We start from the raw sequence: 13,970 nt of genomic DNA, 5'->3' as shown, positions 1-13,970 counted from the left end.
TGTTGCTTACCTTTAAACCATAAAAGGACGTGATCATGAAGAAATCCCTCCTCGTAGCATCCCTGTTGGCAGCTGTGGCACTGGCTGCATGCAACAAGAGCAACGATCAAGCCGCTGCCCCGGCTAGCGACGCAGCTGCTGCTTCGGCACCGGCTGCTGCAGCTTCGGATTCGGCTGCTGCTGCATCGGGTGCGGCTGCTGCTGCGAGCGACGCTGCTGCTTCGGCTACGGGCGCTGCCTCGGACGCTGGCGCTGCTGCTTCGGACGCTGCTGCTTCGGCTGCAGCTCCGGCTTCGGGCGCAAGCCAGTAAGCTGTCGCGTAGGGTTCGCCTCTGGGCGAAAACTGCTCCGGAAAATCACCTCGATTTTCCGGGCAGTAAAACAAAACGCCACGGATTCACATCCGTGGCGTTTTGCCATTTAAAAGCCGTTTTTACAACGGCGTTCACTTAATTATCTACTGCGCCGGCGTGGCATTCTCTTCGAAGAATTCACGCACGACTTCGATCTCACGTGTGCGCTTGAAGGGCGGCAGGCTCTGCCATATACGGCGTCCATACGGTTTGTCGACGAGACGCGTGTCGCAGATCATCAGCACGCCGCGATCGGTCTCAGCGCGAATCAGACGGCCTGCGCCCTGCTTGAGCGTAATCACGGCCTGCGGCAACTGATGAACCGCGAATGGGCTCAATCCTTTCTTCGTCAGCGCATCCAGACGCGCCGATAGCACCGGGTCATCGGGCGGCGCAAACGGCAGCTTGTCGATCACCACCAGCGAGAGCGCATCGCCGCGCACGTCCACGCCTTCCCAGAAGCTCTGACTGCCCACCAGAATCGCATTGCCGTACGCACGGAAGCGATCGAGCAATTCGGTGCGGCTCGCGTCACCCTGCACGAGCAGCGGATAGTTCCAGCCGCGCGCTTCAATGGTGTCGCGCAACTTGGCCGAGATGCGGTCCACCGCGCGCAGCGTCGTGCACAACATGAATACGCCGCCACCCGATGCTTCGATCGCCGGCAAGGCGGCGTCGAACACGGCGTCGGTAAACATCGGCGACGACGGCTGCGGCAAATTGCGCGGCACGTACAGCAGCCCTTGCGTCGGATAGTCGAAGGGGCTCGGTAGCGTCATCGAGCGTTTTGCGTTCAGGCCCATCTGCGCCGCGTAGTGCGTGAAGTCGCCGCGCACCGACAAGGTAGCCGATGTAAAGATCCACGCGCGCGGCACGCCGGCGCGCTGCTTCGCGAAGATCGGCGCGACCGACAGCGGCGTTTCGTGCAACTGCACCGTATGCGCGAAGACTTCGATCCAGCGCACTTTTTCATTCGGGTCGGCACGTTCGGCCCTGGCGTCCGCCGAGGCGGCATCAGCGGCTGCGCGTTCGGTCTCGGTGGGTGGTGTCGTCCAGCCCGCCAGCACGCCCTGCAACTCGCGCGCGCGACGCAAACACGCGCCAATCGACTCGGCGCGCTCGGCCTGACCGGCCAACGCGGTAGCCAATGCGTCGAGTTCGGTTTCGAGCGTCTCAAGCGCGGGGAACAACGGATGATCGTCGGGCAACTGACCGATCGACAAGCGCACCGAGTCTTCCTTGAAGGCGAGCCGCACGTCACGCGCCGCACGTTCGAGCGTCGAGCCGAGCTTCACCCAATCTATCGATTCGCGTGCATGACCCAGGCCCTCCGCCACGGAATCGCGTGCAAGCTCGAGAAATTGCGTGGTGGAGAGTGTCTCGCCGAAAAACAGCGTCGCGGTTTCCGGCAGCTGATGCGCTTCGTCGAAAATGATGGTGTTCGCCGTAGGCAGCAATTCAGCCATGCCGGTATCGCGCAACATGATGTCGGCGAAAAACAGATGGTGATTGACCACCACGATGTCGGCCTGCTGCGCCTCGCGGCGCGCCTGCATCACGAAGCACTCCTTGTAATGTGGGCACTCCTGGCCAAGACAGTTTTCACGCGTGGACGTGACCATCGACCACACCGCCGCCGTTTCCGGCACGCTCGCGAGTTCGGCCTTGTCGCCGGTGCGCGTGATCTTGGCGAAGCGAATGATGTCCTGCAGATACGAGGTTTCCTGGCGCGACGGCAAACGGCCGTTATCCGCGGTGCGCTGCAGATAGTAATGGCACAGGTAGTTCGCGCGGCCCTTGAGCATCGCCACCGAAACCGGCACGGCGAGCGCATCGCGTACGGTCGGAATGTCGCGCTGAAAGAGCTGATCCTGCAAATGTTTGGTGCCCGTGGAGACGATCACCTTGCCGCCCCACAACATGGCCGGGACGAGATATGCATAGGTCTTGCCGGTGCCTGTACCCGCCTCCACGATCAGCGTATTTTCGCTGCCGTCGAGACCATTCGATTCGGCGCTTTCAGCGGCTTCTGTCGGAGCAATCGCGCCCGGCGATTGCAGACGACGCGCCGGACGCTTCTGCGCTTCGAACATCGCGGGTTCGGGCATAGCGCGGCCCGACGCTTCCATAGCGGCGGCGACGGCTCGCGACATCTCGATCTGCGACGCGCGCGAGCGATAGCCCGTGATCTGACGGGCGAGCAGACCGTTGTCCGCGAAGATATCGTCCAGCTCTGCGCCGCGGCGTGGGTTCAACGACGCGGAGAGCGCAGACGCAGGAGGACGCGGCGCCAGCGTGCCGGCCACCGGAGCGCCGGCCGCCGGAGCATCGTCGCCGGCCGTGGCGTGTGGTGAAGTTTCAAGCGGTGAATTCAAGGCAAGCGTTTCCTGCAAAGTCCGGCGCGCGCGGTGCGACCCGGCACCTGCCAGGCCACGAACTCAGGCGCGTGCGTCCGGTTCGAGCTGCAATTGCAGCAAGATGATGGTGTCCTTGACTTTGAGTTTGCGCTTTTTCAGGCGCTGCAACTCGAAGTCGTCGATGCCAGGCTCGTCCGACATTCGCTCGATCAAACGATTGAGCCCACGATGCTCCGATTCCAGTTGCAGAATACGGTCGCGAAGGGTGTCCGCGGTGATGACGTGATGTTGATCGCGCATACTCGCCTCCTCTCGTAAGCGGCACGGGCTGCGTCGTGCGGCCCGCGCCGGAGGTTGCTGTCCGGCTTAAAACGCGTTACAGCGACTACGATACTCCGCTGCCACAACCCGGCCAGCGACAAAGACAGCCCAGCGACTACTGTTGTTGCTGTTGCTGCTTCTGCTGCTCTTCGAGTTCCTGCTGCTGTTTCAACTGGTCCTGCCGCTTCTGTTCGGCTTTCTCGGCCGCCTGCTTCTGGCGCGCTTCCACGTCGGCTTTATGCTGCGCCGCATCGGCCTGCTTCTTCTCAAAGCTCTGCTGTTTCTCGACTCGCTCCTGCGCCTTCTGGGCGCCCTGCTGACGTGCCTCCTCGAGCTTGCGCTGGAAGTCCCCCTGCTTCTGATCGTAAGCCTGCTGGTTAGCCGCGGCCTGCGACGGGCTGACGCCGCGCTGCGCCTGATCCAGCGCATGTTGTTGCAGCTTCTGCTGATAGGCTTGCGCGTTGGCGTTGCGTTGCGGCGCCTCGGCGGCGCGCTGCGCCTGGTCGAGCTGATGCTGGCGCTGCTTTTCTTCGTAGGCCTGCGCATTACGCGCGTCGTCAGCGGCGCGTTGCGGCGCGCTCGCTTCGTCTTGCGCGCGTTTGAGCGCGGCCTGCTCGTCACGCTCGCGGGCGCGCTGGACACGCTGTTCGCCGTCGAGCGCGAGCTGTTCCTTGCGAATGTCGGCCTGCACGGAGCGCATGCTGTCGCGCGCCTTGTTCAAACAGTGATTGACGAAGAACTTACTGTAGCAATCGTGTTCGGCAACGGCGTAACGGTAGTTGTTTTCCTCGCTGCGCTGATCCAGAACTTTCTGCCGCGCGTCAAATCCGCTGTCAGGTGATGCTGCGTTATCGGCATTTCCGGCATTTCCGGCATTTCCGGCATTTCCGGCATTTCCGGCATTTCCGGCATTGCCCGCGCCCGTGGCATTCGCGGTGCCGGCCCCTGCCGTGCCTGCTGCCCGCGCGCCCGAAGCAGCTGCCGGCGCGAGACTGCTGGCGGCCGCGAGTGGCGCCGCGGATTGCGCCACGGCCGGCGCGGACATGGCCAGCGTTGCAGTCATCACGCACAAAGCGCAGGAAGCTAGATACATCCCCTTGGACGGGGGCGCTGACCGGAACAGGGACCGCGACGCCGATGCGAGCGACATAGCGGACGCAAGCGACTTAAGCAACCTAAGATGCAACCTAAGCGGCAATCGCGACACATTCAGCGACAGAAAAGACGGCAATGGTGACAAGCGAGAGACCAAGCGGGAGCCCAGGCGGTTGAGGGACAAGGAGATCTGCAACGTCGTAAATGGTCAACGGAACATGCCCGAAATTCTATCACCCTGCGGTTGAGCCCTTTGGCATTTATGGCAAAATGCCCCGCTCCAGCAAGCTGGTCGCAACGCGCACGCCTGGCGTGCGCCAACGTGTCCAACATGTGCCCGACGTGTACCCGACGTGTACCGTTAGCGCGCGACCTTTGATTGAGTAGCAGGAACACCAAGACCTTATGACGGAAACCGTAGCACTCAAGATCGTACAGCGCATCGCCGCCGAACTGTCCGTCCAGCCGCGCCAGGTCGCGGCCGCGGTGCAACTTCTCGACGAAGGAGCGACTGTTCCGTTCATCGCCCGCTACCGGAAGGAAGTGACCGACAATCTCGACGACACGCAACTGCGTAATCTCGAGGAGCGCCTGCTGTACCTGCGCGAGCTGGAAGACCGGCGCGCCGCCATCATTTCGAGCATCGACGAACAAGGCAAGCTCACCGACGAGCTGCGCACTGCGATCGAAGGCGCCGACAGCAAGCAGGTGCTGGAAGACCTGTATCTCCCGTATAAGCCCAAGCGCCGCACACGCGCGCAGATCGCCCGCGAAGCCGGCCTCCAGCCGCTTGCAGACGCACTGCTGGCCAATCCCCTGCTCGACCCGCAAACCGAAGCCGCCGCCTACGTGGACGCCGAGAAAGGCGTCGCCGACGTCAAGGCCGCGCTCGACGGCGCGCGCGACATCCTCTCCGAACAGTTTGGCGAAACCGCGGATCTGCTCGGCAAGCTGCGCGATTACCTGTTCAACCAGGGCGTGGTGTCGTCGAAAGTGGTCGAAGGCAAGGAAAATGCGGAAGAAGAGAAATTCCGCGATTACTACGACTACGCTGAAACCATCCGGACCGTGCCGTCGCATCGCGCACTGGCCCTGTTCCGCGGCCGCAATGCGGGCGTGCTGATGGTCAAGCTGGGTCTTGGCGAAGAACTCGACGCACAGGTGCCGCATCCGGGCGAAGCGCTGATCGCACGCCACTTCGGCATCGCCAATCAGAACCGCCCGGCCGACAAGTGGCTCTCCGACGTGTGCCGCTGGTGCTGGCGCGTGAAGGTACAGCCGCACATCGAAAACGAACTGCTGACCAATCTGCGCGACGAAGCTGAGCACGAAGCCATTCGCGTGTTCGCACGGAATCTGAAGGATCTGCTGCTGGCCGCGCCCGCGGGTCCGAAGGCCGTGATCGGCCTTGATCCGGGTATGCGCACCGGGGTGAAAGTCGCGGTGGTCGATCGGACTGGCAAGGTGCTCGCCACCGACGTGATTTATCCGCACGAGCCGCGCCGCGACTGGGACGGGTCGATCGCGAAACTGGCGCGCATCTGTGCACAGACGCAGGCTGAGTTGATCAGTATCGGCAACGGCACGGCGTCGCGTGAAACGGACAAGCTGGCGAGCGAACTGATCGCGCGTCATCCGGAGTTCAAGCTGCAGAAGATCGTCGTCTCGGAAGCCGGCGCGTCGGTGTACTCGGCCTCCGAACTCGCGGCGAAGGAATTCCCGGATATGGACGTGTCGCTGCGCGGCGCCGTGTCAATTGCTCGCCGTCTGCAGGATCCGCTCGCGGAACTGGTGAAGATCGAACCCAAGGCGATCGGCGTCGGCCAATACCAGCACGACGTGAATCAGCGCGAACTGGCTCGCTCGCTCGACGCGGTGGTCGAGGATTGTGTGAACGCGGTCGGCGTGGATGCCAATACGGCATCGGTCGCTTTGCTGGCGCGCGTGTCGGGTCTGAACGCAACGCTGGCTCGCAACATCGTCGACTATCGCGATGCAAACGGCCCGTTCCCGTCGCGCGAACATCTGCGTAAGGTGCCACGTCTCGGTGACAAGACGTTCGAGCAGGCGGCGGGCTTCCTGCGCATCAACAACGGCGAGAATCCGCTCGACCGCTCGTCGGTTCACCCGGAAGCGTATCCAGTCGTGGAACGCATGCTCGCGAAGATCAGCAAGCATGTCGGCGAAGTGCTCGGCAATCGCGACGCGCTGCGCGGCCTGTCGCCGGCGGAATTCGTCGACGAACGCTTCGGCCTGCCGACCGTGCGCGACATTCTGCTCGAACTCGAAAAGCCGGGTCGCGATCCGCGCCCCGAGTTCAAGACCGCGACCTTCCGCGAAGGCGTCGAGAAGGTCAGCGATCTGACGCCCGGCATGGTGCTCGAAGGCGTCGTGACGAACGTCGCGGCGTTCGGCGCGTTCATTGACATCGGTGTGCATCAGGACGGGCTGGTGCACGTATCGGCCATGTCGACGAAATTCATCAAAGACCCGCACGAAGTCGTCAAGGCCGGCCAGATCGTCAAGGTGAAGGTGCTGGAAGTCGACGTGAAGCGTCAGCGTATCGCGCTGACCATGCGCCTCGATGACGAGTTCGGCGCGTCAGCAGCGCCGCGCAGCGGTGGTGGCGCCCAGCAGGAGCGCGGCGGGTCCAACCGCTCGGGCGGCGGCGGACGAGGCGGCCAGCAACAGCGCTCGCGCGAGCCGGAGGCAGGCGGTGCAATGGCCGCCGCATTTGCCAAGCTGAAACAGAAATAAACCCGCGTGTTCGGTGCGTGATTCACTTCACGCGCCGGCTTTCACGGAAATAATCCCGCAGCGCGCCGGCGTTCGTGCCCTCGACGGCTTGGCGACTCCGCCAGGTCCCAGCATCACCGGAATACTGAGGCGTGCGAGAGAGAGTGAGACGCACCCAAACAAAAAGCCCACGCAAAACGCGTGGGCTTTTTTATCGCGTCTCAGTATTGAAGACGCGTTAAACCGTGTTGCTCAGATCTCGATCTTCGTTCCTAGCTCCACCACGCGATTCGCTGGAATACTGAAGAAGTCGGTCGGCTTCGCCGCGTTCTGATGCATCCATGCGAACACGCGTTCACGCCACACGGACATGCCTGGCAACTGCGTCGGCACCACCGTTTCGCGCGCAAGGAAGAACGAGGTGTCCATCATCTCGAAGGTCATGTCATGCGTGCGGCCCACCTCGAGCAACACGGCCTTCACGTCGGGCGTTTCATTGAACCCGTACACCGCCTTGACGAGGAACAAACCACCGCCGAAATCCTTCACCGTCACACGGTCAGCATCGTTCACGTACGGAATGTCGCGCGTCACGAAGGTCAGGAAGATGGTGCGCTCATGCAACACCTTGTTGTGCTTCAGGTTGTGCAGCAGGCTCACCGGCACGAGCGAATCGCTGCCGGTCAGATAGATCGCCGTACCGGACACGCGGTGCGGCGGATGCGCGAGCAAACCCTGCAGGAACGGCATCAACGGAATACCGTCCGCGGCCGTGCGTTCCTTGACGATCATTCTGCCCTTGAACCAGGTCATCAGCAGGAAGAACAGCAGCGCGCCGATGCCGAGCGGCAGCCAGCCACCTTCGGCAACCTTGAGCAGGTTGGCGCCGAAAAAGCCCAGGTCGACAGCCATGAACACGCCGATGATCATCGCCACGAGGAATTTATTCCAGTTCCACACCTTGACCATCACGACACACGCCAGGATCGTGGTGATCACCATCGTTGCGGTCACCGCGATACCGTACGCCGCGGCGAGGTTATCCGAGCTTTTGAACGCGATCACTATGCACAGAATGATGAACAACAGCATCCAGTTCACGACCGGCACATAAATCTGGCCGATCGCCAGCTCCGACGTATGCAGGATCTTCATGCGCGGCACGTAGCCGAGCTGGATCGCCTGGCTCGTCAGCGAATACGCACCGGAAATCACTGCTTGCGATGCGATCACGGTTGCCACCGTGGACAGAACGACGAGCGGCAGAAGCGCCCAATCCGGTGCGAGCAGGAAGAACGGGTTCTCGATCGCTTTAGGGTCGTGCATCAGCAGCGCGCCCTGGCCAAAATAGTTCAGCACCAGCGACGGCATCACGAGGAAGTACCAGGCCATACGAATCGGCTTGGCGCCGAAGTGGCCCATGTCGGCGTACAGCGCTTCGGCGCCGGTCAGCACCAGCACGACCGAGCCGAGCACCACGTAGGCCTGCAGCACGTGTGCCCCCATGAAGGTGTAAGCGTAATACGGGTTCAGTGCGCGGATCACGTTCGGCGACTGCAGGATGTGCCACAGGCCCAGCGCGGCGAGCACGACGAACCACAGCACCATGATCGGACCAAACAGGCGGCCGACGGTGGCCGTGCCGTGCCGCTGGATCCAGAACAGCAGCACGAGGATCACCATCGTGAGCGGCAACACCAGATGGGACAGATGGGGAGCCGCGATCTCAAGACCTTCGACCGCCGAGATCACCGAAATGGCGGGCGTAATCACCGCGTCACCATAGAACATGCAGGCGCCGAAGATGCCAAGCATCATCAGCAGGCCGGCCATTTTCGATTTGTCGTCGAGAGAGCGCAGCGCCAGCGCCATGAGTGCGAGGACGCCGCCTTCGCCGTTGTTGTCGGCGCGCATCACGAACAGCACGTACTTGACGCCGACCACGATCACGATCGCCCAGAACAGCAGCGAGATCACGCCCAGAATCGATTGATCGGTCAGCGGAATGCCATGCGCCGGACTGAAAGCTTCTTTCAGCGAGTACAACGGGCTCGTGCCGATATCGCCGAACACCACCCCGATCGCGGCAACCGCAAGGGAAGGCAAAGGCTGCTTGTGCACGTGATTGTTATCTGTCATAGACGCGAGGAAATCCGTTCCCTGAGCGGAAAAACGACCGCTATTCTAAACTGCCCGCCTAGCGCCGCCCGGCTTGTTGTGGATACACCACGTGGATGGTCCGCGCAGTGTAGCACTGCGATTTGGGCGCGTCTGCGGCGTCAGGTAATTCGTCGGCGCAGGCTTGCGCGTTTTGCGAAGCACCGTTCAGAGGACACATGACGACCTTACACGTCGCGCATAAAAAAACGGAGCCGAACCGGGCTCCGTTTTGCAGGCACTGCACTGGCGACAACGCAATAAGTACGGTGTCGCAGCGCATCACGTGCTGACCTCACGTGCCTGACGACTCCTGCTCCTGCTGCGTACCGCGCTTGATCCACGCGCCGAGGTTGTGCGGACGAACCGTGTCCCATTCCTCGAACGGCTGGTGAATCCACGGATTAGTCGGCAGATACTGCACGTGGTAATCGGGCTTCACTTTCGAGCAGCCCTTGTACCAGAGCACCGCGGAACGCACCGCGGTGATCGCCGGATAACGTTCCTTCAGATGCTGCTGTACACGTGCCAGCGTCACGCCCGAATCAACCAGATCGTCGACCAGCAACACGTTGCCGTGCAGGTCGCCGCGCGTCATCGTGATGTATTGTGCGATGTCGAGTTCGCCCTGCTCCGTGCCGGCCGCTTCGCGGTACGAACTGGTGGCGAGAATCGCCAGCGGCAAATCGTAAATGCGCGAGAGCTGGTCGCCGACGCGCAAACCGCCGCGCGCGAGACACAGGATCTTGTCGAACTTCCAACCCGATTCATGCACGGCCAACGCCAACAGTTCGATCAGCCGGTGATACTCGTCCCAGCCGACCCACAGGTTCTTGTCATCGTTGCGCGGATCTTTCATCGCAATCATGGGTACACCTTGAACCATGGCTTAAACCTTGAACGGATGACGCAGCAGAATCGTTTCGTCGCGATCCGGACCGGTCGACACCATGTCGATCGGAATACCCGCGACTTCCTGCACACGCGTCAGATACGCACGCGCGCTGCCCGGCAGCTTGTCCCATTCCGTGATGCCGACGGTGCTTTCCTTCCAGCCCGCGAAGGTTTCGTACACCGGCACGCAACGCGCGACTTCCGATGCGCCACGCGGCAGCAGATCGACATTCTTGCCGTCGACCGTGTAGCCGATGCACAGCTTCACTTCGTCGAGACCGTCGAGCACGTCGAGCTTGGTCATGCACAGACCCGACACGCCGTTGATCTGGATCGAGCGGCGCAGCGCGGCGGCGTCGAGCCAACCCGTGCGGCGCGGACGGCCGGTCACCGAGCCGAATTCCTTGCCGACCTTGGCGAGTTCCAGGCCGATCGGTTCCTGGCGCGCGGCGTTATCCGCGTCGTACAGTTCGCTCGGGAACGGGCCCGAACCGACACGCGTGCAATACGCCTTGGTGATGCCGAGAATGTAATTCAGCTTTTGCGGACCGACGCCGGCGCCCGCGGTAGCCGCACCGGCCACGCAGTTGCTAGACGTAACAAACGGATAGGTGCCGTGGTCGATGTCGAGCAGCGTGCCTTGCGCGCCTTCGAACAGCAGATTGTTGCCGGCCGCGTTTTCGTCGTACAGACGGCGCGACACGTCGGTCACCATCGGTTTCAGACGATCGGCATAGCTCAGCATCGTGTCGAGCGTTTGCTGGAAATCGACCGCGGCGACGCCCAGGTATTGCGTCAGCACGAAGTTGTGGTAATCGAGGTTCTCACGCAGACGTTCGGCGAAGCTTTCCGGCTCGAACAGGTCTTGCACACGCAAGCCGCGGCGCGCCACCTTGTCTTCGTAGGCCGGGCCGATGCCGCGGCCGGTGGTGCCGATCTTGCTCGCGCCACGGCGCGCTTCGCGGCCCTGGTCGATGGCAATGTGGTACGGCAGAATCAGGGTGGTGGCTTCGGAAATGAAGAGGCGATTCTGAACATCGACCCCAGCGGCTTCGAGCTCGCCAATTTCCTTGAAGAGCGCTTCCGGCGACAACACGACGCCATTGCCGATGTAGCACGCGACGCCGGGATGCATGATGCCCGACGGAATCAAACGCAAGATGGTTTTCTTGCCGCCGATGATAAGCGTGTGACCGGCATTGTGACCGCCCTGGAAGCGAACGACGCCTTGAGCGTGGTCCGTCAGCCAGTCGACGATCTTGCCCTTGCCTTCATCACCCCACTGGGTCCCCACGACGACGACGTTGCGCCCGGGGTTCACATTCACTGCGCTGGCAGACATGTTGTTTCGTAAGCTGGTTAAAAACGTATTCTACCTATGTTCGCGGAACCTTCCGAATTTTTCCGTTTCCGCTCAACGGTATGCACGTTATGGTGGGACTATCGAAAATAGCGCGGCGAGTAGCCGCGCCGGATCTGGCGACGCGTTGGACGCCTTCTGAAATACCCTCGGGACGCCCCTCAGGCGATCGATCGGCTCGCGATCAGGGACGGGGTTCGACAACCCATGTGCCGTTGCGCTCGACCAACACGCGGTCGCAGGCGAACTCGTCCAGATCGTGTTCGTGACCAGGCAGCGCCTGGATCACGACTTCGCCGGCGTCACGCAATGCGGCGACGCTGACGCGCAGTGCCTCGTCGTGCTGCCACGGCGCGAGAATCGCGCTGCTGCGGGCTTCGACCGGTGAAATACGCGCCACTTCACGCAAGTCGAGCGAAAAGCCCGTGGCCGCGCGCGCGCGACCGTATGCCTGGCCGACGTGGTCGTAACGGCCGCCGCGCGCAACCGCATTCGGCACGCCGTCGACATACGCCGAAAACATCACACCGCTGTGGTACGCGTAGCCGCGCAAATCGGCCAGATCGATCATCACTTCGGCGCCATCGACCTGGCTCGCGAGGAACGCGAGGTCGTCGAGCGCGCGGGCGATGGCCGGGGCGTTTGGCAGACGGGCGCGGGCTTCGTCGAGCACCGACGCGTCGCCGTAGAGTGTGGGGAGCGAGCGCAACGCGTCGCGCGTGACCGGCGTGAGATTGGCCGTCAACTCGACAAGGCGCGGCACATCCTTGCCGGCCAATGCGTCGTAAAGCGATTGACCCAATTCGGCAGCAGCAGGCTCCGCTTCGATCAGCGCGGCGAGTACACCGGCATGACACAGATCGAGCCGCACTTTCGCGAGGCCAGCGAGACGCAGCGCATCGAGCATCAACTGCTGGATTTCCAGATCCGCTTCGAGACCAGCGTGGCCGTAGATTTCCGCGCCGATCTGAATCTGCTCACGCGTTGCATGCAGCCCGCGCGGACGCGTATGCGCGACATTGCCGGCATAGCAAAGACGCGTCACGCCCTGGCGGTTCAGCAGGTGCGCATCGATACGCGCGACCTGCGGCGTAATGTCCGCACGCAGACCGAGCGTGCGGCCGGACAACTGATCGACGAGCTTGAAAGTGCGCAGATTCAGATCGTGCCCGCCCCCGGTAAGCAGCGACTCGAGGTACTCGAGCAACGGCGGCATCACCATCTCGTAGCCGTACGAGCGGAAACGGTCCAGCAAATGGCGCCGCAACTCTTCGATCTTGCGGGCTTCCGACGGCAGCACGTCGGCAATATTCTCGGGAAGTAACCAGGTCGACATCGATACAGTCCTACGACGTTGAACACGGCAGCTGGGTGCGCCGGTAAGTGAGTGTGAATGGCGGGCGGCGGCGCTATTTTGGCGGCTGTCGCGGGCATCGGAACCGCCCTCCGGCGCCTTCAGCCCTTCAGCCGACTTTGGCCCGTGCCGCAAGGCTCGTGGTTGCCACGCATGTCGCCATCAATGCAACGGCGCGCGGCAGTGGGCGCCGCCCAGCGCCCTTTCAAGTCACGATAAACAGCAGAATCAAGCCGAGCACCATCACGATCAGGCCGCCGATGCGAATCTGATGCGACGGCCGCTCCGCTATTTTACGGAACGTCTCGCGCCAGGCGCTCGGAAAAACGAAGGGAAACATCCCTTCGATAATCAGCATCAATGCAATCGCGAGCAGTAACGAGCCGGCTATGTCCATGCGAATGAAGGGCCGCGATGCGGATGCCGCGGCGTTCCGGTTATTAGTGTTTGCGCGGTGCCGCGGGAGCGTCCGGGGCGGCGGCGCCGGTCGAACTACGCATGAAGCGGAAGAACTCGCTGCTCGGGTCGACCACGATTACGTCGCCCGGCTTGAAGGTGTTCTTGTAGGCCTGCATGCTTTGATAAAACTGGTAGAACTGCGGGTCGCTGCCATAGGCCTCCGCCGCGATTTCCGCCGCCTTGGCATCGCCCTCGCCCCTGATGGTCTGCGCCTGACGATAGCCGTCCGCGAGAATCGCCTGTTGCTGGCCGACAGCGTCCGCCTTGATCTGGTCGGCCTCGGCCGTGCCCTTCGCGCGTTCGTCGGCCGCGGTCTGCGCGCGCGCGGCGATCATCCGCTTGTAGACCGAGTCGGCCATCGCCGCCGGGAAATCGACGCGCGTCAGTTGCAAGTCGAGAACGGAAACGCCCAGCGATGCCGCGGCTTTGTCCATCGTGCCGCGTGCTTCGTCAGCAACGGTTTGTTGCTTCGCAAGCGCATCGGTCAGCGTGACCTTGGCGAACGCGTCGCCGAGCGCGCTACGGGACAGCAGCGCCAGGCGGTCCGCCAGGCTTTGCACGTCGCCCCGGGTCTCGGCGAGCAGCTTCAGCGGATCGGTCACGCGATATTTGACGACCGGGTTCGCCAGCAGATCGGTCTTGTCCGACGTGACATAGCGATCTTCATCCGGCGCGTCGAGCGACTGGATGCGGCTATCGACCAGCGTGACCGTTTGCAGCGGCGGCGGCAACTTCACATGCAGGCCGGGGCCGAGCAATACGGGAGCGGTGTCGCCATGCGACGACAGCACGGCCATGTGCCGCTGGTCGACCACGAATACCATCGACGACGCGGCGAACAGCACGATGACGACGGCAACGACGAGCGCAATGATCTTGTTCAT

The 13,970-nt window shown here is 62.5% G+C and carries 11 protein-coding genes; 2 read left to right on the top strand and 9 right to left on the bottom strand.

The window, feature by feature from the left end:
- The first annotated feature begins 35 nt into the window (after positions 1–35).
- Positions 36–311, top strand: coding sequence for a hypothetical protein (locus P0D84_RS07395; RefSeq protein WP_179732777.1), 276 nt, complete (start codon positions 36–38; stop codon positions 309–311).
- 146 nt (positions 312–457) lie between these two features.
- Here P0D84_RS07395 and yoaA read toward each other — a convergent pair whose 3' ends face one another.
- From yoaA to P0D84_RS07380, 3 genes are all read right to left on the bottom strand, one after another.
- A complete protein-coding gene (gene yoaA / locus P0D84_RS07390) occupies positions 458–2,728 on the bottom strand; it encodes a DNA repair helicase YoaA (protein WP_408334240.1) in 2,271 nt (756 codons plus the stop codon).
- Positions 2,729–2,791: 63 nt separating this feature from the next.
- Positions 2,792–3,010, bottom strand: a complete 219-nt coding sequence (locus P0D84_RS07385) for a DUF465 domain-containing protein (RefSeq protein WP_408334237.1) — start codon at positions 3,008–3,010, stop codon at positions 2,792–2,794.
- Positions 3,011–3,146: 136 nt separating this feature from the next.
- On the bottom strand, positions 3,147–4,124 hold the full coding sequence (locus P0D84_RS07380; protein WP_408334234.1) for a hypothetical protein: 978 nt from the start codon (positions 4,122–4,124) through the stop codon (positions 3,147–3,149).
- A 407-nt stretch (positions 4,125–4,531) separates the two neighbouring features.
- On the opposite strand from P0D84_RS07380, the gene P0D84_RS07375 reads away from it, so the two are divergent.
- A complete protein-coding gene (locus P0D84_RS07375) occupies positions 4,532–6,883 on the top strand; it encodes a Tex family protein (RefSeq protein WP_408334231.1) in 2,352 nt (783 codons plus the stop codon).
- A 231-nt stretch (positions 6,884–7,114) separates the two neighbouring features.
- Here the strand turns inward: P0D84_RS07375 and P0D84_RS07370 are convergent, their stop codons facing one another.
- The 6 genes from P0D84_RS07370 to hflC all read right to left on the bottom strand — a co-directional run bounded on the left by P0D84_RS07370 (position 7,115) and on the right by hflC (position 13,970).
- Positions 7,115–9,001: a potassium transporter Kup gene (locus tag P0D84_RS07370; protein ID WP_408334228.1), complete on the bottom strand. Its 1,887-nt coding sequence runs from the start codon at positions 8,999–9,001 to the stop codon at positions 7,115–7,117.
- Positions 9,002–9,314: 313 nt separating this feature from the next.
- Positions 9,315–9,905: a phosphoribosyltransferase gene (locus P0D84_RS07365; protein WP_408334225.1), complete on the bottom strand. Its 591-nt coding sequence runs from the start codon at positions 9,903–9,905 to the stop codon at positions 9,315–9,317.
- Positions 9,906–9,908: 3 nt separating this feature from the next.
- The gene (locus tag P0D84_RS07360; RefSeq protein ID WP_408334222.1) at positions 9,909–11,255 is read right to left on the bottom strand and encodes an adenylosuccinate synthase; all 1,347 of its coding nucleotides are present in this window, start codon (positions 11,253–11,255) and stop codon (positions 9,909–9,911) included.
- Positions 11,256–11,457: 202 nt separating this feature from the next.
- Entirely contained in the window at positions 11,458–12,609 is a 1,152-nt protein-coding gene (locus P0D84_RS07355; protein WP_408334219.1) for an ATP phosphoribosyltransferase regulatory subunit, read from the bottom strand.
- 223 nt (positions 12,610–12,832) lie between these two features.
- Positions 12,833–13,024, bottom strand: coding sequence for a DUF2065 domain-containing protein (locus P0D84_RS07350; protein WP_408334216.1), 192 nt, complete (start codon positions 13,022–13,024; stop codon positions 12,833–12,835).
- Between the two features lie 43 nt (positions 13,025–13,067).
- Positions 13,068–13,970, bottom strand: coding sequence for a protease modulator HflC (hflC, locus tag P0D84_RS07345; RefSeq protein ID WP_408334213.1), 903 nt, complete (start codon positions 13,968–13,970; stop codon positions 13,068–13,070).

This window comes from Paraburkholderia sp. RL17-337-BIB-A (genome assembly GCF_046025895.1).
Classification (GTDB): domain Bacteria; phylum Pseudomonadota; class Gammaproteobacteria; order Burkholderiales; family Burkholderiaceae; genus Paraburkholderia; species Paraburkholderia fungorum_C.
This window is presented reverse-complemented; position numbering and strand designations above follow the sequence as displayed.